The following is a 24,546-nucleotide window of genomic DNA, read 5'->3' on the forward strand; positions in this document are numbered from 1 at the left end:
ATACATAACTCAAACGCAATTATAAACACATGACAACTACCTTACAACAGCGCGAAAGTGCTAACGTATGGAATCGCTTCTGCGAATGGATCACCAGCACTGACAACCGTTTATATATCGGTTGGTTCGGAGTATTAATGATCCCTACCCTCCTCGCTGCAATTACTTGCTTTGTAATTGCATTTATCGCTGCTCCTCCCGTGGACATTGATGGTATCCGCGAACCAGTTGCAGGTTCTCTACTCTACGGAAACAACATCATCTCCGGTGCAGTAGTTCCTTCTTCCAACGCTATCGGTTTACACTTCTACCCTATTTGGGAATCTGCTTCTTTAGATGAGTGGTTGTATAACGGCGGTCCTTACCAGTTAGTAGTATTCCACTTCTTGATCGGCGTATTCTGCTACCTCGGTCGTGAATGGGAACTTTCTTACCGCTTAGGAATGCGTCCTTGGATTTGCCTAGCATTCTCCGCACCTGTAGCTGCTGCTACCGCAGTATTCTTGATCTACCCAATCGGTCAAGGTTCATTCTCAGACGGTATGCCTTTGGGTATCTCTGGAACATTCAACTTCATGATCGTGTTCCAAGCAGAACACAACATCTTGATGCACCCCTTCCATATGTTAGGTGTAGCTGGTGTCTTCGGTGGTTCTTTGTTCTCTGCAATGCACGGTTCACTTGTGACTTCTTCCTTGGTTAAAGAAACAACCGAAAACGAATCACAAAACTACGGTTATAAATTCGGTCAAGAAGAAGAAACCTATAACATCGTTGCTGCTCACGGTTACTTCGGTCGCTTGATTTTCCAATACGCTTCCTTCAACAACAGCCGTCAACTACACTTCTTACTAGCTGCTTGGCCTGTAATTGGTATCTGGTTCACAGCTTTGGGTGTTAGCACAATGGCTTTCAACTTGAACGGTTTCAACTTCAACCAATCTGTCATGGATTCTCAAGGTCGTGTCATCGCTACATGGGCTGACGTAATCAACCGCGCTAACTTAGGAATGGAAGTAATGCACGAGCGTAACGCTCACAACTTCCCTCTAGACTTGGCTGCTGCTGACGTTGCTCCTGTTGCTTTAAGCGCTCCTGCAATCAACGGTTAATAAGTTTAGTTACATAAAAAACGCTCTCCAATCATGGGGGGCGTTTTTTTGTATTCATTTTTCACATTCGCGTTTAGTCACATAATGCCGATAGCGAAACATTGCTTCTAGCTGTGTTTGCACTAACCAACCACTGATAAATTCTATTCCATCACCGCCAGGCATAGAATAAGTAATATTATCGGTTAATTTAGTTTTGCCATTTTCTTCTGTAAACTCATGACGATGTACCCAGGACTCAAAAGGTCCAGATATCTGTTCATCGGTGAACAGACGATATTCTTCATAGTCTGTGTGCCGCGCTAACCAAGTTAAGGGTAAAATACCCAAAAAAAGCCGAAATTCTGTAATTGCACCTGCTGATAGTCCTCCTTCCCGTCTGACTATTTGTACAGGTTGCCAAGGTGGGGTGAGTATTTGGAGTATGTCTGGTCTTTCGTGGAATTTCCAAACTACTTCTATTGGTGCGTTAATAATTGAGGAATGTTTAAAGTGCAACATGAACAAAGAAACCTAAAATTGAGCCTTTAGATTCAGTCTTGATAATTTTATCAGAAAATAGGCTGAAACCCCCGAATTAACCCCTAAAAATCCTTCAACTAAGTATAACGAGAGAATGCCATAAAAAGCTGATGCTGCCATTGCTAATTAAGGTATAAAAAAAATATTTTATAAACTTTTTGAATTTACTGCCTAGATATCTATTTTCTATGCCATAATGGGAGGTGAGAAGTAATTCGGTGGACCACGTTTGTTTTTAGTATTGATAGGCTTTTTCCCTTTGGTATTTACAGACTTTTCTCCGAAATCTAAATCTCTACACTCTTATGATTTTGGAGAAAATCTATGTCAATTTATGTAGGCAACCTCTCTTATGAAGTTACCCAAGACGGTTTGAGCGAAATTTTTAAGGAGTATGGCAAGGTAAAACGTGTTCAGCTACCTACCGACCGGGAAACTGGTAAAGTTCGCGGTTTCGGTTTCGTGGAAATGGAATCAGATGAAGAAGAAGAAAAAGCCATTGAAGCCCTTGATGGTGCTGAATGGATGGGACGTGATTTAAAAGTGAACAAAGCTAAACCCAGAGAAGAACGTAGTTCTTTTGGTGGTGGAAACCGTAGCGGCGGTGGTGGCCGTAGCGGCGGCTATGGCGGTGGCGGCGGTGGAAACCGTTACTAATATCCATAGACCAAAGCTTAACAAATATCCGCATCTAGGATAATTAGCTTAATCAGCATTCATCCCACGTCTCACTCTTAGGAGCGTGGGATGAATGCGCGTGAGTTGAGTTGCGTAGCCAGAATTGTATTTGAGCGTAGCGAAAACAAAGAAGGCTACAGCGACGAAATGAACAAAATATTGATTTTATGTTATTATAAGAGAGTAGGTGTAGTCCAATTAAATGCTCCAAATGCAGCCTACAAAACAAAAAACAAATCTCAAAACCAAAGAACCGTGGGGCGCACGGTCTTAAAGCTCAGTTAATGTCCTCATAGAGGAGTCACGCTCGTTGCCCACACTCACCTGAAAGGGAGTGTGTGGACTACGTCACGTTGAATAGAAGTTCAGGAATTAATACCTGAGCTTTTTTAATGGAAAATTTTCTATAAAAATAATGATCATGTAGCACTTGCCAGCATGATTAGTCATAAAATGTTACTTTGGGAAGCGATAACTAATTTACACTTCCTGACATTTACCAATGCCTTATCTTACTGCTGCGAGGGAAATTCTTTCCTTAATTACTGAATATACCACAGCTAAAACTTTATGGATAGATACAGAAGTTGCTGATTATAAAACTCGTAATCCAAGATTATCACTGATTCAGGTGTTAGCTAATCCTGAAGATATGACTGGTAATAGTGTTTATTTATTAGATGTTCTCGATAAATCAGATGTAATTGCTGATTTTGTGGAGAGGATTATGGTTAATGATGCTATTGAAAAAGTTTTTCATAATGCTGGTTATGACGTGAAATATTTGGGAGCTAAAAAAGCTAAAAATATTACTTGTACCTTAGAAATGGCGAAGAAAATTCCCGTCTATTTACTACCATTACCTAATTATCAATTGAAAACCCTAGCTACTAAACTTTGTAATTTTCATGATATTAATAAACAAGAGCAAACGAGCGATTGGGGAAAAAGACCATTAACTGAAGAACAGATAGAATATGCTTATCTTGATTGTATTTATTTAGCTCAAGTACATTTACGATTATTAGAATTAGAGGCAAACTTAAAGATAGATCCAATTAGGGAAGATCTAAGTTTATTGACTGCTAGATATATAGAAATTGAACAGCAACAAAAAATACTCAAATCAGAATTTGAGCATTTACAAGAACGGGTAAAACAAGCGATGTTAGTCCAGAATATTTCTGAAACATCATCTTGCAAACTTACAAGTTATGAGCGAAAAACTATCAAGACTCAGTTTCAGGAATTGGTAGATTTGGTAGAAAATCAAGGTGTTGATTTAGATTTTACAATTACTCTAACCGAAGATATTCGCAAAAATTTGGGGGTAAATTTGGAAAAATTGACTGTAAATGTTGATATAAATACTTATTGGAAAATAACGCCTAAAAATCAAGAAGGTGAGGAATACTGAGAAACTCTGTGAACTAGTTTTGAGTCTATTTCCTGATACTGGTATGGAAATTTTTCTCAAATTGCTAACAAAATTAACAGAATTATCAACGGTAGTCTAGTAATAATAGAAATATAGCTATCAGGGATTTTTTTTAGTATTTAGTAATATGCGGTGATTGGCTGGATAAATTTATTTATTTCCGATAACTTCAGGGAATTTTATCATTTGAATTGAATATTAATCAAAAAGCGAGAGTATTTCCTAAGTAAGTAAGCAATTTAGTGAATGATTTACTCCAGGTATAATGGCGATTTATAGTAAATTATGAAATGGCAGTTATTGAGACACAAACACAGAGAAGTAAACAGAGCATTCACTATAGCGATGGTTACTATTTTTAGCGGGATTATTTGCGTTTCTTGCAGTAATAATCAAGATGTTTTGGTGACAGAAAGAGGAGCAAGTCCCCCAAATCCACAGATAGGGAGAACCTCTAAAGCTGGGGAATTTTATGTTCAGGGACAAACTCAACATCTTAAAGGTAATTACCAAGCGGCTATTGCTGCCTATAGTAAATCAATTAGTCTGAATCCTCAATATGCACCAGCATTTAAAGGTAGGGGTTTAGTTTATTTTGATACTGGTAATAAAGAGGGAGCGATCGCGGATTATAATCAGGCATTGGGTCTAAATCCTCAGGATGCGGAAGCGTACAATAATCGTGCTAATGCTTTTGTATCTATAGGAGATTACAGAAGAGCGATTGCGAATTATAATCAAGCAATTAGTATTACGCCTAAATATGCCGAAGTTTACAATAATCGAGGTAACGCCCGTGCAAACCAAGGTGATAAGAATGCGGCGTTAGAGGACTACACTCAAGCAATTCGGATCAATAAAGAATATGCTGTAGCTTATAATAATCGTGGTAATGCTTACGCATCAAGAGGAGAACCACAAAAAGCAATATCGGATTATAATGAAGCAGTTCGCATTAATCCTAACTTCGGTGCTGCTTTCAATAATCGCGGTAACGCCTATGCTGCAATTGGTGATAAACGGGGAGCATTAAAAGATTTACAACGGGCAGCAGCGATTTTTGATAAGGAAGGAAATAAGGATTTATATCAACAAGCGATGAAAAATATTGAGGAATTGGGGAAGTAATTCATAGTATCTTATACAGCAATTTCCGGTGTTATGAGGTACTTATGTAGCGGGCAAGACTTGTACTGAGCTTGTCGATAGCGCAGCGTGGCGTTAGCCATAGTATGCCCGCACTACAAGAGTTTCATAATTCAAGTTTGTATCTCATTAAAGCGAAATCTGCTGTATTGATATTTTACCATATCAACCGCCAAAAATATTGGAGTTTAGTATTACTAAACCCCTAAAAAATTAATTAATTAACTAACTAACTGCTAATGAATTTTTACTGTAATATTCGGTTTGCGGGTAAACGCTAATAATGGTATTTCCAACTTCAAAAAATGTTCCTGCTTGTTCATGTTTAGAAAACTGCAAATGGGGATATTTAGCAGCTAATTCATCAGCAGTCATGGCTTTAGCTGATATTTTATTTGGTAAAAGTCCTGTCACACCAATGTAAAATACCATAGGGGAAATATTTTCTTGGTAAGTTTGCTCAACATAAGCTGCTAATTTTTGGTAAGCTGTCGTCATAGCTGTAATCAAATCTTCTCCATTGACAGATTTACCAGCGTGTTGAGCATATAATAGCAACGCTAAACGATGATCACCAACTTTATTGAGAATTTCCCCTACTTTACCATTGATATTAATTCCCAGAAAGTCGTCAAAAATGGGTTTCATCAAATCATCAACTTTAGTCAGTTTCATTCTTGTAGAAAGGGCTTTTTGTCGAAAACCGATATTTTGATTTAAACCCATTTCTAAAGTTGGTTTAGGGAAAATCTCCCCAGTTTCTTTGTCATAAACCTCATATCTTCGCGCTAAAAATTGATTAGCAGCATATAATTTACTCAAATTGAGAATATCCTGATTACCAAACTCAATTTTATAACTGATATGAGAATCAATTGTATCTGGATATTCCTGAGTTTTAGGAAAATTCAGATTGAGATTTTTTGACAAATAATGTTGTTTTAATTCCTCTACCTGATTACTCACAAATACATCTGATTGATGGCGTAAATAAGCAGACAAAATACTCATAACAACTTTGATTTCTGCTAATTGAGTAAATAACCCATCAATACTACCAAATTTGATATTAACAGGAACTAATGGTAAAGTATCTAACTGAATTATATATTCAGAATTAAAATCAAACTTGTCAGCAATAATTACACCTTTAGTTTGTAATAAATCAAATACTTTCTTGTTGCTGATTTTGATATTTAAAGCAGAAACATGAACTTTTCCATCTTTAACAATGGTATAATTATTAAAATTATCCAAATCATGAGCCAGCAAACCCGCAACTTCAATAATATGGGTATTATCTTCAGATTTCACCAGCTTAACCTTCCGGCTTATCAACATATTAATAGTAGCCGTATTGCGATTTATAGCAAATACACCCATTTGCACAAAATCACCAGCATAAACATCCTCAGTTTCTAACCAAGGAGTAATCAAATCACCATCAATATTTCTCACACCTCTCACCCGTTTAATACCAGTTCGGTGGTAATCTTCCTTTAACTTATGTAAATTCAAAATGATATTTTGACGATATGCCGATAAAATTTGGATAAGTTCTAACAGGGAAATCTGGTGATTTAACTTCGACATAAAACCCCCTAACTTTTATTAGGTAAAAACTCAATTTTCCTCTCCCCGTCTCCCTTAGGGTTCACCAGTCGCCTACGGAGGGAAACCCTTCTACAGCGCTGGTTCACTGCGACTCTGCGTGAGGAAAATCCATATTTCCCTCATTATAGTATATTCGTACTAAAAAATCAACTTATCCAAATCAAGACTAAGATAAAAATAGCTTTACACTTCTTCATAATTAAAACAAAACAATGGCGAGAGATTTACGGGGATTCATTAAAATTCTAGAAGAAAGAGGACAATTAAAGCGAATTTCGGCTTTAGTTGACCCAGATATGGAAATTGCAGAGATTTCCAACCGAATGCTGCAAAAAGGTGGTCCAGGCTTAATCTTTGAAAACGTCAAAGGTGCATCTTTCCCCGTTGCGGTAAATTTAATGGGGACAGTGGAAAGGATATGCTGGGCTATGAACATGGAAAAACCAGAAGAGTTGGAAACCCTGGGAAAGAAGCTGAGTATGCTTCAGCAACCCAAACCACCCAAAAAGATTTCCCAAGCCATAGATTTTGCTAAAGTGCTGTTTGACGTAATCAAAGCCAAACCGGGAAGGGACTTTTTTCCCCCTTGTCAACAAGTGGTAGTGGCAGGGAATGATTTAGATTTAAATAAGTTACCTTTAATACGTCCTTATCCGGGAGATGCCGGAAAGATTATTACGCTAGGATTGGTAATTACTAAGGATTGTGAGACGGGAATCCCCAATGTAGGCGTGTATCGGTTACAGCTACAATCTCAAAATACAATGACCGTACATTGGTTATCGGTGCGGGGAGGGGCGAGACACTTGCGGAAAGCGGCAGAACGTGGTAAAAAGTTAGAAGTAGCGATCGCTCTGGGTGTTGATCCTTTAATCATTATGGCAGCAGCCACACCCATTCCTGTAGATTTATCAGAGTGGTTATTTGCTGGATTGTATGGCGGTTCGGGAGTCAACTTAGCCAAGTGTAAAACCGTAGATTTGGAAGTTCCCGCAGATTCCGAGTTTGTTTTAGAAGGGACAATTACACCGGGGGAAGTTTTACCCGATGGACCCTTTGGCGACCACATGGGATATTATGGCGGTGTGGAAGATTCGCCTTTGGTGCGGTTTCAGTGCATGACACACCGCAGAGACCCAATTTATCTTACCACATTTAGCGGTTTGCCACCGAAAGAAGAAGCCATGATGGCGATCGCTCTTAACCGGATTTACACCCCCATTTTACGCCAACAGGTCTCAGAAATAGTTGATTTTTTCCTACCCATGGAAGCGTTAAGTTACAAAGCCGCAATTATTTCCATAGATAAAGCCTATCCTGGACAAGCACGACGAGCAGCTTTAGCGTTTTGGAGTGCGTTACCACAATTTACCTACACGAAATTTGTGATTGTCGTTGATAAAGATATCAATGTTCGTGATCCTCGTCAAGTTGTTTGGGCAATAAGTTCTAAAGTTGATCCTACCAGAGATGTATTTATTTTACCAAATACTCCCTTTGATACTTTAGATTTTGCTAGTGAGAAATTAGGGTTAGGTGGGAGAATGGGAATTGATGCCACTACAAAAATTCCTCCAGAAACAGAACATGAATGGGGTGAACCATTAAAATCAGATATTGATATAGCTGCAATGGTAGAAAGACGCTGGCAAGAATACGGTTTAGCGGATTTACAATTAGGAGAAGTTGATCCGAATTTGTTTGGTTATGATATGAAGTAATACCCACACTTTCCCTTCTCTATCAGGAGGGGAGTATTTTTTTAAAATTGAAAATTTGGAGAACATAACCGGATATAAATCTCTCTCGTTTCATCTGTAAAAGCCCTTCTACCGTGCATTACTCTGGTATTATCAATCATTAAAATATCCCCTTTTTTCCAGTCAATATTGGTCGTAATTCTCTCAGCGATTCCATTTAATTCCTTCATAAGTTCATCAGGAATTTTTGAATTATCATCAAACTTCCAAAGATCAGGATTTAACTGCATTCCTGGTAGAAGACTATTAATAAAAATCTGATATTTTCCACATCTGCTAGGAATAACTACTGGACAAATATATTGAATGAGAATTGATTGATCTTCATATATAGTCAGATGTGTATCATTTTTTTGACATATCTCCTTTAATTCATTAACATCATCAGTTTTATATTTTCTCTGCCATTCCTCTTGATTCATTTTGGCAGTAAACTTTAGCTGCTTCTGACTGAATAATTCTTTGGTTGAATTACTCAGTTCTGCGAAAAATTGTCTACCATCACAAACTGTTGTTTCACCATTTTTTGCAGCAGGATTCGCACAAAAAAACCACAACATCAGGGGAATGTTCTTCTGATAGTACATTTCTCCATGTAACTTAATCTCTGTTTGGAAATCATTGACACTTAAAATGGTTTTATCATCATTAATTACTCTTCTATTAAAAGCACCACCCGCATAATCTAAAAAATTATTGCTGAATAAATTACTAAATTCTCTAAATATTCCGGTATCAGCAGTAAATCCTCTAAATAGCAAAATTCCATATTCTTTAAATAGACTAATAATTTTTTCCCTGTCTATTTCCAAAATACTTTTATCGTCTTGGTTAATGATTTGCTGTCCCAGTTTTTCAGAAATTGGCTGTGTAATTAAATTCATATTAAATATAAAAAATTTTATCTACAATTATAAAAGTATTTTTATGTCTTTATTGTCTGTCAAAAGGATGGCTTTTACCATCCCCATTTATTCATAGGGATGGTTAATAGCTATATATTAGCCTTCAACGATGATTTGACCAACCATACCAGCACCACGGTGAGGTTCGCAATAGAAAGTATAAGAACCAGGAGCAGCGTCAGCAGGAATAACGGTGGTTTCGGTTTGTCCGGGACTCATTAATAACTTCTTGTGGGACAAAGATTTAGCTAAATCAGCACTCTTAGTGGGGTTTTTAGCAGGATCAAAAACAACGTTGTGGGGGGGAACTTTGTTGTTCTTCCATTCAATTGTGTCACCAGGCTTAACAGTCAACTGCTTTGGTTGAAAGGCTAACATACCTTTGTCACTGCCCAATTTAACTGTATATGTTTCCGCAGATGCAGTGGGGGTAAATACCGCAAAGCTACCAAAAATTACAATAACTGTTAATACAGCTAGGCTTAAGCGTCGCAAAGTTGCTGCGATAGATTTCATGGTTCTGTCCTGTGGAAGTATGTTTATTTTTCTGATCTCATTTTAAATACAATCAATGCCAAATATGACAGGTTGTCATATATTTATTTTTCTAAATTTCCTAAAGGTTAGTTTAAATTACCAAAATAGGGTATGCAAATATTTGCGAGAATGACTGCGCTAAAGCAAAGAGTAACGCACTAGTTTCGGTCAAATCAGAATTGCAGGTTACTAAATTTGCGTTCCTTAGAGAGAGTTAGACGTTCCATAGAACCTCTCTACAAGGGTTCTAGGAAACGCACATTTAATTTTTGGAGATATCTATTGATCTTCTAACTGACTACTGAATTCTCTCGGTGAACGTCGTTTTAACTCGACTGACTCAGTGCGGGGTAATAAGTCAAATACTTCTCTCAATTTGTCGTCTATTTCCTCAAAAGGGACTTGACCTTTTTTATTGAAAACTACCTTACCCGACTGGTCAAAAACTACAACTTGAGGCACACTTCCTCCATAATAATATCCTGGTTCTGTGGGTTGATAGGTTTTGTCAGCTAAAAGAGTATCAACGCTGATAGGAATGATTTCTGTTGCGCGGCCATAGAATGCTTGCATTTCGGAAACAACCGGCGCATATTTTTTGCAATCGCTACTGTCATCAGTGTAGAATGTCACTATCGCTGGTTTATGTTCTGCTAATGTCTGAGCTAGTGTTTCTTTGGAAGGAACTAGAGAACCATTACCAGCATAAATTACAAAAATATTGCCATCATATCGGTCATCTTTAATACCTGCTAATGCTGGCTGCATACTAATTACGAATAGACAAACAAGCAGCAATAAGCATTTTGACACTAACCGGCGACCGTTAGCAATTATTTGAGTTTGTAAAAAAAGCCACTTTATGCTATTCATTAACAGAAACCTTGTCTTTGCTACTATTTTTTGTGAGTTTGTGCTGAACTGATGTTAACTGGTTTGGATAATAATCACACCCATGCACTATTTTTTAAGATAACCTTTACATGGTGTTTTCAGAGAAAAAATTATTTGTTAGTGAGACTATACTCATTTTGATGCTATCTTTTCTAATTAGTTAAACTTACAAGTTTAAATTCTTTTTGCAATTATAGGTTATTTATAAATCATGACTGTAGGTAAGAAAATAAAAGTTATAGATAGACTCCGCTTGGGTTTTGCGGTATCAATGGCCAAAAGTGTCACGTTTTTGGTGAGGTCACTGCGTCTTGGTGCTGCTAGTGTCTTACCAGGTTCGATTGCGCGACGGATAGAACCCCGCATTTTGGAGTTATTGAGTCAGCAAGTGAAAAATGGGATAATTCTCATTGCGGGGACGAATGGGAAGACGACTACTGCTTTACTATTATGCACCATTTTAGAACGGAAGGGCTTTCGGATTGCCCATAATTCTACAGGTGCAAATCTCGAAAATGGGTTAGCAACGGCTTTGATAGATAATGCGAATCTGTTAGGAAACCTGAATGTAGATTATGCAATTTTGGAAGTTGATGAAAATATAGTTCCCAAGGTTTTAAAACCGCTACAACCTCGAATTATTCTCTGTTTAAATCTGTTCCGTGACCAGTTGGATAGATATGGGGAAGTGGATAGTATTAGTAAGCGGTGGACTAAGGTGATTGCTACTTTACCAACAACAACGGTAGTTATTCCCAATGCTGATGATCCGACTTTATCTTATTTGGGTCAACAGTTACCCCAAAAGGTTTTGTTCTTTGGTTTAAATGAACCTGAAAATTATTTAGAAGCTATTCCTCATGCTGTGGATTCTATTTATTGTCCTAGCTGTGGTCATGCTTTAGATTATCAAGGGGTTTATTTGTCCCATTTGGGAGATTTTACTTGTCCTAGTTGTGGTTTTACTAAAAGTAAACCCGCTTTATTAAGCCAGGATTGGTCACAAATTCTTGTGGGTTTGTACAACAAATATAATACTTTAGCCGCAGCCACAGCAGCAAAAGAATTAGGAGTTGATGAAGTTAGTATTAGAGATGGAATTAATAATTTTCAAGCTGCTTTTGGTCGTGCAGAAGATTTGGTAATTGATGGTAAACGGGTGCGGATTTTATTATCAAAAAACCCTGTAGGAACAAATGAAACTATTCGTGTCGTCACTGAAAGTACCGATAAAACTACTTTATTGGTGTTGAATGACAGAACCCCTGATGGTACTGATGTATCATGGATTTGGGATGTGGATACAGAAAAGTTAGTAGCACGGGGTGGAACGTTGATTGTCAGTGGCGATCGCGTGTATGATATGGCTTTACGTCTGCGTTATAGTCAGGAGTCTCTGGACAGTGACATCAATCTGATTGTAGAGTCAAATTTGCAGCAAGCGATCGCTACTGCTCTAGAGCATACACCAGTGAATGAAACTTTACACATTCTCCCCACCTATTCAGCCATGCTAGAAGTCCGAGAAGTATTGACTGGTAGAAAAATCCTCTAACAACTGTACGGGCGAAGCATTTGGAGAACTATTTTTGGCAATGACCGATAATTTATCTTCCAAATGCTTCGCCGTACGGGCGAAGCATTTGGAGAACTATTTTTGGCAATGACCGATAATTTATCTTCCAAATGCTTCGCCCCTACTGACAACTGACAACTGACAACTGACAACTTATGAAAATAGTCAAACTGATTTTGCTGGCTTTTCCTATGTTTTTAGCATCTCTGCTATTGGTAGTTAACCCAGCACACGCTTCCAAATTCAAAGCTGCACCCGCTGTACAAATGATTGTGGTGACATCTAATCAAGCAAATTTTGATATAGCTACACCGCAAATAAATAGCATCACACATTCTGTAATAGAACAAATTGGTTGCAATTGCACTAATTGTGTTCAAGCTAATTTACAGAAATTACAAGGTAAGTTACCTATGGCTGGAATTTAATAAATTAGAACAATAAATGTTTTACAAGACACAGCAAGTCTGTGTCTTTATTACTTTATATAATTATTTCTGGACTTTTTAATATATTCATCAATTACAATCAATTATGTCAGCAAAAAAACTATCTCCACATTTATTGAGAACTACCATTTTAGGTTTAATGGTGGGTTTATCTGGATGTGGAAATAAACCTATTAATACAACATATAATACCACTAATAAAAATATTAATAATAATTTACCGTTTGTCGTAGTAACTAATAGCGTAATTTGCGATTTAACAAAACAAGTTGCTGGAGATACAATTAATCTGATTTGTTTAATTCCTCCTGGGATAAATCCCATAAATTATAAACCCATACCAGAAGATAATCAAGCCATTAAAAATGCTAGTTTAGTATTGTATCATGGTTATAATTTTGAACCAGGTTTAATTAAAATTATTGAAGAGATTAAAAAACCTAAATTAAAAATTGCCGTTGCTAAAACTATGGGTGTAAATTCCATCCAAATCAGAAAAAATGGTAAGCAAATTATTGAACCTCATGTTTGGCATAATCCTATTAATACTATCAAAATGGTAGAAATAATTAATAGTAGCTTAGTTAAATTAGCACCAGAAAATAAAAATATTTATAATAAAAATACCAAGAAAGTAACTAAAGAAATCAATCAAATTAATAGTTGGATTAAAGGCAGATTAGCTAGTATTCCCGATAAAAATAGAAAATTAGTGACAACAAATTCAGCAATGATTTATTATGTCAAAGCTTATGATATTCCCTATTCAGTCAATTTAGGTAATGTCAAAAATACAGGAAAATTGACAGATCTAAAAGTTAAAAATTTGGTTAGAGAGATTCAAAAATATCAAGTACCAACAATTTTTGCAGATACAAATACCAATTCTAATTTACTCGCACCTGTAGCGACAGCAGCGAAAGTAAAGGTTTTTCAAAGACCACTTTATATTGACGGACTAGGTGAACCAGGAAGTGACGGAGAAACCTATCAGAAAATGATGGCTGCTAATACAAGAACAATTGTAGAAGGATTGGGAGGAACATATTTGAAATTTGAGCCTAAAAATTCTCGAAATAAATAGCTACTGGATTTCCATAGAAACAAAATATTTGCTACTTACGTCTAATCACTAAGCTGCTGTCACAAGTAATGCTACGCTTAGTTGCCAAATCTTCACAAAGAGGGGAAACTGGTAATTATAGTTTACGCGCAACTGTCAAACCATAGTAGGTTGGGTTGACGTATGTTACCCAACATTCATAAACGACAAAGTTCTAACTGTGTTGGGTTTGGCTATCGCTCTACCCAACCTACATTTTGACTACATTTTTACAATCAATATAATACTAATCATGAATAAATTTATGCGTCCCCAAGCCGTCCTATCCATCACTACATAAATTAACTTTTCATCCTTCAAATATGTTTCTAAAAATGTTTTCACAATCGGAAACCAGATTTTCTCAATTGTTAGGTTTGACAAGGATAGAAATCTCTGTATTTTTCTTTTTCTACTTTCAAATTTAATCGGAATTGGTAAAGCAGTAGCCAAAGTTTCTAAACTTACTTTTTTCAGCGATTGCAGCAGAATAATCATAATTTTGAGCAAGATATACTCTGCCAGATTTAATTGATTTTTTATGTGTGTTTTGTAGAATTCAGGTAACATTATCAATAGATAGTCCTTATTGAGAAAAGTGCTTCTATCTTTTTTTACCATAAATCGGTATAATCTTTATCTGATAAGCTTTTTAGACTATTTTGTCATCCCGTCAGATCGCATAGTCTTGTATTTGCATAACTGATTGAAAAATTCAAATTAAACTGTCTTACTAGCTTTTTAAACATAATAAAAAAGCTAGATTTTTGGTGTGTGTAATTTATTTATTGGTGGCTACTTAGTTTTTTAAAATTCTAGTTTTTAATTAGTCGTAAATGTAGTTTTTGTATACTACTTTTTGAAGTCCGGAATGTGGGATTAAAGCACCCCAAGGATATTTCCCAGGCAGTGTGGGGGGAATTTGGTTAGGTTGGCAAGAGGGTGTTGGTTACGAATTTGTGAAGGGTTGATTTGATGACTATCTATTGCGTCGCCTTGTCCGTCGCCTTGAGATTTGTAAAATGTATAATATCAAATCCGAAACAATATATGAGCCATTAACAAAACATAACACTCAAGTTAGTGATGATTATGAAGATAATTATTCGGTAGAGGATTTAAATAATAATGATGACTATGATGATTCTTATCAAGAAGAATATGATGATATGTACTATAGTAAAGATATGCAAAAATCAGATGACTACAGATCATCAGACTATGGTTATTTAGAAGATTTTGATCAAAGTAGTTTTTATGATTATTTTAACTGAATATGCTAGTAAATTAAAGCCAAGGCTTATTCTCAAGGGTGAATTAAAGTATTTCATAAAAAATCCTGTAAATCCTTTAATCCTGGACATCCTGATTCTGACAAATAAAATATCATATAATAGTGAATAAATATTCACCTTAATTAACTATGCAAACCACAGAATCTCCCTTACAATTGCGGCTGTGGACTGTTGATGAATACCACAGAATGGCTGAAGCAGGAATATTTGAACCAAGTGAACGGGTAGAATTATTAGAGGGGAAAATAATTTGGATGGTTGCTAAAGGAATAGCCCACCGTTCAGCAGTAGGAAGAACCAATAAATTATTACAAAATCGTTTAGGAAATCAGGCTTGGATAGCTGTTCAAGACCCTGTAAAATTAAATGAAAGGTCTGAACCAGAACCAGATATTGCTGTAGTAAAAATAGATCCCCTAGACTATGCAGATCATCATCCTACCCCAGCAGAAGTTTATTTAATTATCGAAGTTGCAGATAGTAGTTTAAAACTAGATACAGAAATAAAAGCTAAAGCTTATTCTCAAGCAGGAATTAAGGATTATTGGGTATTAGATGTAGTGAAACGCGAATTAATTGTATTTAGAAATCCTACAATAGAAGGTTATCAAAATCGAGAAATTATCACAGAACATCAAAACATATCTCCTTTAGATTTTCCTGATTTAGAAATTGTAGTTTCCCAGATGCTACCTCTTGTCTAAATCAGGATATCCAGGATTTAAGGATTTACAGGATATTATAGCGGTATTTCATTCAACCGATAACCGCTATAGTTAAAGTAAATGGAGTTGAGTCTAATTTATTACTTACCTGAGCGATCCTAGCACCTTATTCCATTTACTAGTACCGCAGGGTGGAATTAAAAATTAACAATTAAAAATTAAAAAAGCAGATTGTATAACCTTTTTAGGGATTTTTAATGGTTATCTTACTTACACTGTACTGTACTAGTAGTTTGTCAAGATAAAAATGATGGACTGTAGTGTGAGCGTCTCGCTCACGCGGGCAAGATGCCCGCACTACCAAAAACCCCTAAAAATTATTTTTCCAAGTTATTGACAATAATTCCTAAGTCGGATAGGATACCTAAAGCTAATTGCAAATAATTTGCAATTTCTTACATACCCATATCCCTATTAGTCTCATGTCTGACAACTTTACTTTCAGTAAAGATAAAATTTGGAGTCGTCGCCAATTGCTACAACTGGGATTATCCGGCGCTGGAGTCATTGGTGCGGGAGCAATTTGGCAGATATTGAATGTCAAAAATCATGCCAGTGTCAGAATCCCACCAATGGAAATGGCAGCATCTAATGGTGCTACTAACCCCATGCAGGTGTTACGAGAGTTTGATTATGGGACAGTTAAGCAGGAAAATGGGCGTACAGTCCGCGAATTTCAGCTAACTGCTGGTACTTCCACCATTCAGCTTAATAGTGCTGTCTCCTACAACATTTGGGATTTAAATGGGCGGATTCCTGGACCAACACTTAGGGCTAAAGAAGGGGAAAGAATAAGAATACTTTTTCTCAACAATGCTGGACATTCCCATTCTCTGCATTTTCACGGAGTTCATCCCGCTGAAATGGATGGAATAAAACCCGTGGGTAATGGTAAAGCGACTATATACGAATTTGATGCCGAACCCTATGGCGTTCATTTGTATCATTGTCACATTGCTCCGGTTACTCGTCATATTGCTAAAGGTTTATATGGGATGTTTATTATTGACCCTCCTAAACCCCGTCCTCCTGCTGATGAAATTGTTTTAATCATGTCTGGGTATGACATAAATGATGATAATCGCAATGAATATTATGCTTTTAATGGTGTGCCGCATCATTATATGCACCATCCCATTCAAATTTATCAAAATCAGTTGATTCGGGTCTATGTTTTGAATATTATTGAATTTGATCCCGCTGTGACGTTTCATATGCACGCTAATTTCTTTAATGTTTATCGTTCCGGTATGACAATGACTCCCAGTGAAAAAACCGATGTTTTAACAATGGGTGTAGCAGAAAGGCATATTTTAGAGTTTGCATTTCGCTATCCGGGTAAGTATATGTTTCATCCTCACCAAGATGCTATTGCTGAAAGTGGGTGTATGGGACAGTTTGAAGTCATTACCCAGAAGCAAACCTAAATAAATCTTTGGTCATTAAATCTTCAACCTATTTTTTTGTTTATGTATTAAGAATTTTTATCAGTTATTCTATATATCCATATTATATAACTAGTAAAAATTGCATCTTTTTTCATCCATCAAGTTGTTTCGTCAGAGAAAAAAGCCATCTGTATATGTTCATTAATTCTGCAATATCTCCAGCTAATTTACTAGGTTGCTTATCTTTATTTACTTATATATTCACTTTGCTTCCTAGTTGTTTAAGAATAAGTATTCCTGCTGTAAAAAAAGCCAGATTTATCGTTAATTTATTAAAATATCGTCGCCAATTAGGTATTTTGGCTTTTTTAGTGGCTTTAGGTCATGTGGTTTTAATAGTAATTAAAAGAAATGTAGATTTATTTGATTTACAAACCTATAGCATTTCTGTAGAAGGAACAGCATCATTAATTATATTTGCTTTACTTGCTTTTACTTCCAATGATTGGAGTGTGAAAAAAATGAAGAAAAACTGGCGAAGATTACATCAATTAACCTACACAGCTATATTCTTATTATTCTGGCATATTCAAGAAAAAATGTCTGGACATTGGAATCTTTTAACTCCAGTAGAATTAATCTTTATGACAATAATTATGGCTTTATTCTTAAAAAGACGTTGGCTAGAGTACCAAAAAGAATCACAGCAACAAGCAAAGAAACAGATTATTTAAAATCAACTTTCATAAATCAACAAAAGGATTATGTATGGAAAAAACATCTTTTACGCCCAAGTTCCAACACTTTAGTTATAAAATGATTTGCAATTGCGAATTTTTCATCTTACTAAGTCTTGCTATTTTAGGTTTAGTAAAATTCAACCTAAATATAAATAGTCAAAGTAATGCAAACGTAATTATTCCCAATCATAAAACTCTTAATATTAATGGTTTGCGTGTTTATTCTGTCGCTATTAGCCCTGACGGAAAAACCATAGTTAATGGTAATTTAAACAAAGATATTGATGTTTGGGATCTAAAGACAGGGAAAATTATTCACAGACTTTGTGGACATGGAAATTCAGTTAATTCTGTAGCAATTAGCCCTGACAGTAAAATCATCGCTAGTGGTAGTTGGGATCATAATATTAAACTTTGGAATTTACAAACAGGGCAATTAATTCGGACTTTATCTGGACATTTAGATGATGTAAAATCTGTTGCATTTAGCCCAAATGGTAAAATATTAGCTAGTAGTAGCTGGGATAAAACCGTGAAACTTTGGAATATAGAAACTGGTGAAATTATCCGCACTTTTCAACAATCGGATGAAGTTAGAACCGTTGCTATTAGTCCAGATGGCAAAATTCTGGCTAGTGCTGGTGAAAGTGGTAAAATTATGCTTTGGCATATTCCCACAGGCAAAATTAGAACACCTTTAGCAGCACATGAACAACCAATTTGGTCTATAGCTATTAGTCCAGATGGTAAATATCTTGCCAGTGGTAGTTCTGATCATACTATTAGATTATGGAATATCCAAACAGGAGAATTATCTCAATCTTTGGTAGGACATGATAAAGCTGTTTATTCTGTAGTTTTTAGTCCTAATGGGCAAACTTTAGCCAGTGGTAGCTATGATCATAATATTAAACTTTGGAATGTAGAAAATGGCAAATTAATTAATACTCTTAATGGTCATAAAAAAGCAGTTTGGTCTTTAGCTTTTAGTCCTAATCAACAAATTCTGATCAGTGGTAGCGCAGACGCAACTATTAAACTTTGGAGTTTATCGTCAGAGATAACAAATATTAAATCAAGTTTTGATTCCCAAGTTGATAATTTTCGTCAAGCTGTGAATGCAGCGATAAATGCTGCTAATCTTACCCAAACAGCAACCTCTTTACCGGAATGGCAACAAGTAGTTAATAATTGGCAACAAGCAATAAAGTTAATGCAAACTATTCCAGTTTCTAGTATTCATTATCCAGTTGCCCAACAAAAGATGATTGAATATCAGCATAATTTGCATTATGCTCATAAAAACACGCTCCTTGGTAAAAAATAATATAAGTATATAGGCAAATAATTTAGAATCCTAGATAAATTATTTGATAAAATCTCTCATTTGTGATAGATCAAAATAAGAGGTTATTAAAAAAGCTATTAAGCTGGTTAGAACTATTCAATTTACCAGGAGTAAAAATGATCAAATTCCGTTATTTATTCTTATCTATCGCGGCTTGTGCGATGATTTCCCTGAGTTCTTGTACCAGCGACTCACCCACAGCAGATGTTAAATCAACACCAAGTACAGCCCAAGTTGCCGAAACCAGCGCCCATAGCGGTCATAGTGGTAAAGCTAAAATTAATATCAATAATGCAATTTTATCGCAGTTAGATAAATTAGAAGCTACATTAGGAATTCCGGCTTTATCCAACAAAATCCAAGCTAATCGTCCCTACGCTAATCCAACGGATTTAGTCAGTAAAAAAGTGATTACTCAACCACAGTTTGACCAAATTAAAGACATGGTGACAGTTGAGGAAGTGGTACTTACAGGTGAAGCTAAAGATATTGACTACATGACCAAATTGGGGTTAATGAAAGGACATCTTTTAGTAGCCAAAGAATTATTAGATCAAAATCAACCCAAACAAGCTCAACCCCATATTGGACATCCAGTTGAGGAGATTTATATTGATATTGAAGAACAATTAGATGAACGTAAAGTTAAAGAATTTAAAAGCAACTTAGTCAGTTTAACTGATTTAGTGAAATCTAATCCCAAGGATGCCAAAATAAAAACTAACTTTACCACTTCTGTGCAAGCCGTTGATAGTGCGATCGCAATTTTACCAGCCGAACAACGCAGTAAACCCGAATTTGTTCTGCAAGTAATCACCAGTTTACTAGACGCAGCCAACTCAGAATATGGTGCAGCAATTGCGAATGGCAAAATTACTGCCCCCATTGAATATCAAGATTCTCGTGGTTTTGTCGTCTATTCTCAGGAGCTATATAAAAGTATTTCTAGCCAAATGACCCAAGAACATCCTCAAGCACACAAAGCCATAGATACAGCTTTTGGAGAACTAGTGAAAGTTTGGCCTACTGCTATCCCCCCAGCGCAAGCAGTTAGCACTCCAGAAGATGTTACCAAGCTAGTGAAAACCATCGAGGAAAATACCCAAAAAGTGCGAGAAAAAACCAGCACTAAAGCACAAAGTTAGTATTTTCACACCATTGGAAGTCCAGAATAAGCAGTTTAAAATGATGAATAAGAGAGAAAATAGTTAAAAACTAAGAGTGAAAACAGTTAGGGTTTTCAAACCTTAAAAAAAGTATAACTGCTCACTAATAATTGGTAGCTAAATCCTCTCCTGATGTAATTTTGCTCAACTTAACAACTAATGCAAGAACTCGACCACCAAAAAACAATTGATATTCTCAACTCCATTATGGAATTTGAACTAGCAGGGGTAGTTCGCTACACCCATTATTCCTTAATGGTAACAGGTCCAAATCGTATACCTATTGTGGCATTCTTCAAAGCGCAAGCCACAGAATCATTACTTCATGCTCAACAAGTGGGAGAAATTCTCACAGGCTTAGAAGGACATCCTACTTTGAGAATCGCCCCAATGGAAGAAACTTTCAAACATAACGTTAAGGATATTTTGCAAGAAAGTTTATCCCATGAAAAGAAAGCTTTAGATATGTACAAAAGTCTTCTAGCAGTTGTCAACAATGCCAGTATTTATTTAGAAGAATTCAGCCGTGGTATGATCGGACAAGAAGAGATGCACAATCTCGAACTCAAGAAAATGTTACGCGATTTTAGCTAATAAAGCAGGAGTCAGGAGTCAGAATTCAGGAGAAATAAAATCTACAACTGACCACTGTACGGGCGAAGCATTTGGAGAACTATTTTTGGCAATGACCGATAATTTATCTTCCAAATGCTTCGCCCCTACTGACCACTGACCACTGACAACTAACTAATAAAATGAATTTTAGTACCGCTCTACCCACTTTTGTAATTACCCTGCGAGAAGGTGTCGAAGCCGCTTTAGTTGTGGGTATTGTTCTCGCATTATTAAAAAAAGCCCAACAATCTCGACTCAACCCTTGGGTTTATGCTGGCGTAATTGTTGGTATTATTGTCAGTGGCTTAATCGGTATTTTATTTACGGGGATCATTAAATTCTTAGGATCTATTAATCCTCAATATACCTCTGTTGTTGAGCCAACATTGGAAGGTGTATTTAGTGTTTTAGCAATAGTCATGCTGAGTTGGATGTTAATCTGGATGACAAAACAAGCCAGATTTATGAAAGCACAAGTTGAGGGAGCAGTTACCGACGCAATAGGCAAAAATTCCAATGCAGCTTGGGGAGTTTTTAGTTTAATTCTAGTCGCCATTGTCCGCGAAGGATTTGAAACTGTTCTCTTCGTTGCAGCTAATTTTCAACAAGGTTTATTACCGACTTTAGGCGCACTGGGTGGTTTAGCCACAGCGTCAGTAATTGGCGTTTTATTATTTAAATGGGGTGTGAAAATTAATATTCGCCAATTCTTTCAAGTTATGGGCGTTTTATTAATATTAATTGTTTCTGGTTTAGTAGTTTCCGGTTTACAACATTTTGATGAAGCCACAGCTAATCTAGCTTTGAGTAGTCGTTCTTCAGAAAATCTTTGTTTCTATTATGAACACTTTACCAGAATTCACTCTTGTATCTTAGGTCCAATGGTTTGGAATGCTGAAAAAATCTTATCTGACGAACAATTCCCAGGTATCATTCTCAAGTCCTTATTTGGTTATAGAGACAAAATCTATATTGTTCAAGCCGTGGGATATTTAATATTTCTCATCAGTATTGGTGGGCTATATTTCCGCAGTATCACAGGTGGAGATAATCAGAATAGCAAAAATAAAGTCATGACTACTACCCCAGGGCGGAATTAAAAATAAAAGATTGAAAAGATTGGTAATCAGGGAAAAGATTAAAATTTTTACCTGTTCCCTGTTCCGTCTAGGCTGCATTTTACTCCGAAACCTGAAAAGTCGAACTAATTACAGGACCCGACATTTCCGCAAGAGGTGAGACTGCCTTGGGATGTATTGGAGTAGTTTTACTCAATACGGCGATGAGTTGCAATAAAAATGTAATAAAGGCCGCTTGTATAAGTTTTTCTAGCATAATATCCCTCTCTTTATTTATATGGATGAGACTTCCATAGGAACTTGTTATTCTCAATACACTTTGTGTTATTGGTTTATCGGATTTGGTGAATATAATTTGAGAATAGCTCAGAAATCTGTGAAAAAATGTGATCCAGTTCTCTCTTTATATGTACCTAACAACGTGGACGTTTGTTTTTCCCAAAAAGTGTCCTAAAGATCCAAATTTATTTTTAAATCCCTGGGAATATCTCATTGTTTTACTCCAGTCACTCGATTAGCAAGAACCGTAATAATACTGATATTTGCGTAAAATATATTTCTTTACATGAGCTTCTATCTGCTCTCTTCACCTGGCTTGTCCTAATCTTAATTGGCAATTTCAACACAATTAGCCGTTGTCACCGATAGAATAAATGAAAAATAGCTAAAACACACTAAATGATTCCTATCGTTATTGAACAATCCGGCCGAGGCGAACGCGCCTTTGATATCTATTCACGGCTGTTGCGTGAGCGGATTATTTTTTTGGGAGAACAGGTTGATAGCAATCTGGCTAACTTGATTGTTGCCCAACTGCTGTTTTTAGATTCTGAGGACGCGGAGAAGGACATATATATGTACATTAATTCTCCTGGTGGTTCTGTGACAGCGGGAATGGGTATTTTTGACACCATGAAGCATATTCGCCCTGATGTCTGTACAATTTGTACTGGATTGGCGGCCAGTATGGGAGCTTTTCTCCTCAGCGCGGGTACAAAGGGTAAAAGGATGAGTTTACCCCATTCACGGATTATGATTCATCAACCCCTCGGTGGCGCTCAAGGACAAGCAACTGATATTGCAATTCAAGCCCGCGAAATTTTGTATCACAAGCAGCGGCTAAACGAATTTCTCGCTGATCATACTGGTCAACCATTTGAGCGGATTTCTGAAGATACCGAACGTGATTTCTTTATGTCTCCCGCCGAAGCCAAGGAATATGGCTTGATTGACCAAGTAATTGACCGTCATGCCGCCGGTAGTCGTCCTGTACCTCTAGTTTAGTTATTGGTTAGTTGTCAGTTGTCAGTGGTTAGTTGTCAGTTGTCAGTTGTCAGTTGTCAGTAGGGGCGAAGCATTTGGAAGATAAATTATCGATCATTGCCAAAAATAGTTCTCCAAATGCTTCGCCCGTACAGTTGTCAGTTGTCAATGAGAAAATTCTTCTTTCTTCTTTCTTCTTCCTCCTGACTCCTGACTCCTGACTCCTGACTCCTGATTCTAAAATCCCGCAATTGGATCTGGTTGAGATTTGAGGTAAGTGAGAAAATTTCGTAATTCTTCTTCACTCAGCAGAGAACGTCCTCGTTTACTGTAGGTTTTGACCAGATAATCTTTACCTTGTTCTGGTGTCCAGCCTAAGCGCTCGATTTCTACGTCTGTTTGGGCAATGACATCAGATAAATTTACTGGTTCATTATGTCTTTTCTTTTTACCGACGACTGACTGGACACCAGTATCCTCATAAGGGGTATAACTGCGAGGTGTAAATGGCGTGACATTACTAGGAGGGACTTCTGATAAAGGTGGATATTCTGGTTCTTGATGAGAAAATATTTCTGGTTCTGGAAATTTGGGATCAATTTCTTCTTCTGGTAGCGGTGGTGTATATATCTGTGTATTGTTAACAGGGGGAACAGGTTTTGATTCCTGGAAAGTGGGTTTTATTTGTGGAGTGGTAACTAATGGGGAGACAGATTTTGTGACTTCCCCCGGTGTATTTTTGATCCCCAAAACCGTTAAAGCTCTGTTTCTAGCCTGGTCTTCTGCTGCTTCTACTGTTTCTGCTCCTGCGATCGCCGTTGCCCTGGTGATACCTTCGAGTTGTATACTGACACGGACGATATATTTCCCTTGAAAAATTTCTATTAATTCTGAGATAATACTGCCGTTGGGGTACAAATTCTGGAATTGTGCCAACATCATACTTTCAACCATTTTTATCTAAATTTTCCTAATAACATAAATTGCTAGTCAGCGCACAACTGACCACTGACCACTGACCACTGACTACTGTACGGGCGAAGCATTTGGAGAACTATTTTTGGCAATGAGCGATAATTTATCTTCCAAATGCTTCGCCCCTACTAACAACTGACAACTGTACGGGCGAAGCATTTGGAGAACTATTTTTGGCAATGAGCGATAATTTATCTTCCAAATGCTTCGCCCCTACTG

The 24,546-nt window shown here is 36.7% G+C and carries 26 protein-coding genes and 1 pseudogene; 19 read left to right on the plus strand and 8 right to left on the minus strand.

Translation table 11 applies throughout. The annotated features are described in order from the left end of the window. The first annotated feature begins 29 nt into the window (after positions 1 to 29). A complete protein-coding gene (gene psbA / locus PN450_RS17780; RefSeq protein ID WP_015078361.1) occupies positions 30 to 1,112 on the plus strand; it encodes a photosystem II q(b) protein in 1,083 nt (360 codons plus the stop codon). Between the two features lie 54 nt (positions 1,113 to 1,166). On the opposite strand, the gene PN450_RS17785 is transcribed toward psbA, so the two are convergent. Beyond that, a complete protein-coding gene (locus PN450_RS17785) occupies positions 1,167 to 1,613 on the minus strand; it encodes an SRPBCC family protein (RefSeq protein WP_015078362.1) in 447 nt (148 codons plus the stop codon). A 345-nt stretch (positions 1,614 to 1,958) separates the two neighbouring features. Between PN450_RS17785 and PN450_RS17790 the strand changes: the two genes are divergently transcribed. The 4 genes from PN450_RS17790 (at position 1,959) to PN450_RS17805 (ending at position 4,878) form a co-directional block, all read left to right on the plus strand. Further along, entirely contained in the window at positions 1,959 to 2,291 is a 333-nt protein-coding gene (locus PN450_RS17790) for an RNA recognition motif domain-containing protein (RefSeq protein WP_168651700.1), read from the plus strand. Positions 2,292 to 2,381: 90 nt separating this feature from the next. Continuing rightward, the gene (locus PN450_RS17795; RefSeq protein ID WP_148764886.1) at positions 2,382 to 2,597 is read left to right on the plus strand and encodes a hypothetical protein; all 216 of its coding nucleotides are present in this window, start codon (positions 2,382 to 2,384) and stop codon (positions 2,595 to 2,597) included. Between the two features lie 217 nt (positions 2,598 to 2,814). After that, positions 2,815 to 3,729: a ribonuclease D gene (locus tag PN450_RS17800; protein WP_148764884.1), complete on the plus strand. Its 915-nt coding sequence runs from the start codon at positions 2,815 to 2,817 to the stop codon at positions 3,727 to 3,729. A gap of 306 nt (positions 3,730 to 4,035) precedes the next feature. Continuing rightward, the gene (locus PN450_RS17805) at positions 4,036 to 4,878 is read left to right on the plus strand and encodes a tetratricopeptide repeat protein (protein ID WP_271837090.1); all 843 of its coding nucleotides are present in this window, start codon (positions 4,036 to 4,038) and stop codon (positions 4,876 to 4,878) included. Between the two features lie 243 nt (positions 4,879 to 5,121). On the opposite strand, the gene PN450_RS17810 is transcribed toward PN450_RS17805, so the two are convergent. Beyond that, complete coding sequence (locus PN450_RS17810) at positions 5,122 to 6,489, minus strand: hypothetical protein (protein ID WP_271837091.1); 1,368 nt, start codon at positions 6,487 to 6,489, stop codon at positions 5,122 to 5,124. Positions 6,490 to 6,722: 233 nt separating this feature from the next. On the opposite strand from PN450_RS17810, the gene PN450_RS17815 reads away from it, so the two are divergent. Continuing rightward, entirely contained in the window at positions 6,723 to 8,231 is a 1,509-nt protein-coding gene (locus PN450_RS17815; protein WP_271837092.1) for a UbiD family decarboxylase, read from the plus strand. A 41-nt stretch (positions 8,232 to 8,272) separates the two neighbouring features. Here PN450_RS17815 and PN450_RS17820 read toward each other — a convergent pair whose 3' ends face one another. The 3 genes from PN450_RS17820 to PN450_RS17830 form a co-directional block, all read right to left on the minus strand. Continuing rightward, on the minus strand, positions 8,273 to 9,154 hold the full coding sequence (locus PN450_RS17820; RefSeq protein ID WP_148764876.1) for a TauD/TfdA family dioxygenase: 882 nt from the start codon (positions 9,152 to 9,154) through the stop codon (positions 8,273 to 8,275). 117 nt (positions 9,155 to 9,271) lie between these two features. Continuing rightward, positions 9,272 to 9,691, minus strand: coding sequence for a plastocyanin (petE, locus tag PN450_RS17825; RefSeq protein WP_148764874.1), 420 nt, complete (start codon positions 9,689 to 9,691; stop codon positions 9,272 to 9,274). Positions 9,692 to 9,991: 300 nt separating this feature from the next. Further along, positions 9,992 to 10,585 carry a thylakoid membrane photosystem I accumulation factor gene (locus PN450_RS17830; RefSeq protein ID WP_148764872.1) on the minus strand — a complete coding sequence of 198 codons (594 nt, stop codon included), beginning with the start codon at positions 10,583 to 10,585 and terminating at the stop codon, positions 9,992 to 9,994. Positions 10,586 to 10,817: 232 nt separating this feature from the next. Here PN450_RS17830 and PN450_RS17835 point away from each other — a divergent pair, with 232 nt between their 5' ends. Beyond that, positions 10,818 to 12,161, plus strand: a complete 1,344-nt coding sequence (locus PN450_RS17835; protein WP_271837093.1) for a Mur ligase family protein — start codon at positions 10,818 to 10,820, stop codon at positions 12,159 to 12,161. Here PN450_RS17835 and PN450_RS17840 read toward each other — a convergent pair. Then, the gene (locus PN450_RS17840; RefSeq protein ID WP_246862961.1) at positions 12,158 to 12,313 is read right to left on the minus strand and encodes a hypothetical protein; all 156 of its coding nucleotides are present in this window, start codon (positions 12,311 to 12,313) and stop codon (positions 12,158 to 12,160) included. The genes PN450_RS17835 and PN450_RS17840 overlap by 4 nt on opposite strands. Positions 12,314 to 12,337: 24 nt before the next feature. On the opposite strand from PN450_RS17840, the gene PN450_RS17845 reads away from it, so the two are divergent. Beyond that, on the plus strand, positions 12,338 to 12,610 hold the full coding sequence (locus PN450_RS17845) for a hypothetical protein (protein ID WP_148764868.1): 273 nt from the start codon (positions 12,338 to 12,340) through the stop codon (positions 12,608 to 12,610). Between the two features lie 106 nt (positions 12,611 to 12,716). Then, positions 12,717 to 13,715: a metal ABC transporter solute-binding protein, Zn/Mn family gene (locus PN450_RS17850; protein ID WP_271837094.1), complete on the plus strand. Its 999-nt coding sequence runs from the start codon at positions 12,717 to 12,719 to the stop codon at positions 13,713 to 13,715. A gap of 258 nt (positions 13,716 to 13,973) precedes the next feature. On the opposite strand, the pseudogene PN450_RS17855 reads toward PN450_RS17850, so the two are convergent. Further along, positions 13,974 to 14,303 (minus strand): annotated as a pseudogene (locus PN450_RS17855) (IS4 family transposase); the annotation flags it as partial. 452 nt (positions 14,304 to 14,755) lie between these two features. On the opposite strand from PN450_RS17855, the gene PN450_RS17860 reads away from it, so the two are divergent. From PN450_RS17860 to PN450_RS17905, 10 genes are all read left to right on the plus strand, one after another. Next, positions 14,756 to 15,007, plus strand: a complete 252-nt coding sequence (locus PN450_RS17860; RefSeq protein ID WP_148764864.1) for a hypothetical protein — start codon at positions 14,756 to 14,758, stop codon at positions 15,005 to 15,007. 149 nt (positions 15,008 to 15,156) lie between these two features. Then, on the plus strand, positions 15,157 to 15,732 hold the full coding sequence (locus PN450_RS17865) for a Uma2 family endonuclease (protein ID WP_148764862.1): 576 nt from the start codon (positions 15,157 to 15,159) through the stop codon (positions 15,730 to 15,732). A 443-nt stretch (positions 15,733 to 16,175) separates the two neighbouring features. Beyond that, entirely contained in the window at positions 16,176 to 17,180 is a 1,005-nt protein-coding gene (locus PN450_RS17870; protein WP_271837095.1) for a multicopper oxidase domain-containing protein, read from the plus strand. A gap of 155 nt (positions 17,181 to 17,335) precedes the next feature. Further along, positions 17,336 to 17,875: a ferric reductase-like transmembrane domain-containing protein gene (locus PN450_RS17875; RefSeq protein WP_271837096.1), complete on the plus strand. Its 540-nt coding sequence runs from the start codon at positions 17,336 to 17,338 to the stop codon at positions 17,873 to 17,875. A gap of 82 nt (positions 17,876 to 17,957) precedes the next feature. Beyond that, on the plus strand, positions 17,958 to 19,208 hold the full coding sequence (locus tag PN450_RS17880) for a WD40 repeat domain-containing protein (protein ID WP_271837097.1): 1,251 nt from the start codon (positions 17,958 to 17,960) through the stop codon (positions 19,206 to 19,208). A 137-nt stretch (positions 19,209 to 19,345) separates the two neighbouring features. Beyond that, positions 19,346 to 20,374: a ComEA family DNA-binding protein gene (locus PN450_RS17885; RefSeq protein ID WP_271837098.1), complete on the plus strand. Its 1,029-nt coding sequence runs from the start codon at positions 19,346 to 19,348 to the stop codon at positions 20,372 to 20,374. A 180-nt stretch (positions 20,375 to 20,554) separates the two neighbouring features. Beyond that, positions 20,555 to 20,989 carry a ferritin-like domain-containing protein gene (locus PN450_RS17890; RefSeq protein ID WP_015080571.1) on the plus strand — a complete coding sequence of 145 codons (435 nt, stop codon included), beginning with the start codon at positions 20,555 to 20,557 and terminating at the stop codon, positions 20,987 to 20,989. 161 nt (positions 20,990 to 21,150) lie between these two features. After that, positions 21,151 to 22,110, plus strand: a complete 960-nt coding sequence (locus PN450_RS17895; protein ID WP_148764851.1) for an FTR1 family iron permease — start codon at positions 21,151 to 21,153, stop codon at positions 22,108 to 22,110. 657 nt (positions 22,111 to 22,767) lie between these two features. Next, a complete protein-coding gene (clpP, locus tag PN450_RS17900; protein ID WP_015083163.1) occupies positions 22,768 to 23,373 on the plus strand; it encodes an ATP-dependent Clp endopeptidase proteolytic subunit ClpP in 606 nt (201 codons plus the stop codon). A 53-nt stretch (positions 23,374 to 23,426) separates the two neighbouring features. After that, entirely contained in the window at positions 23,427 to 23,573 is a 147-nt protein-coding gene (locus PN450_RS17905) for a hypothetical protein (RefSeq protein ID WP_168654023.1), read from the plus strand. 16 nt (positions 23,574 to 23,589) lie between these two features. Here PN450_RS17905 and PN450_RS17910 read toward each other — a convergent pair whose 3' ends face one another. Then, positions 23,590 to 24,291, minus strand: a complete 702-nt coding sequence (locus PN450_RS17910) for a hypothetical protein (RefSeq protein WP_148767077.1) — start codon at positions 24,289 to 24,291, stop codon at positions 23,590 to 23,592. Positions 24,292 to 24,546: the final 255 nt, after the last annotated feature.

This window comes from Dolichospermum lemmermannii CS-548 (genome assembly GCF_028330815.1).
GTDB lineage: Bacteria > Cyanobacteriota > Cyanobacteriia > Cyanobacteriales > Nostocaceae > Dolichospermum > Dolichospermum lemmermannii.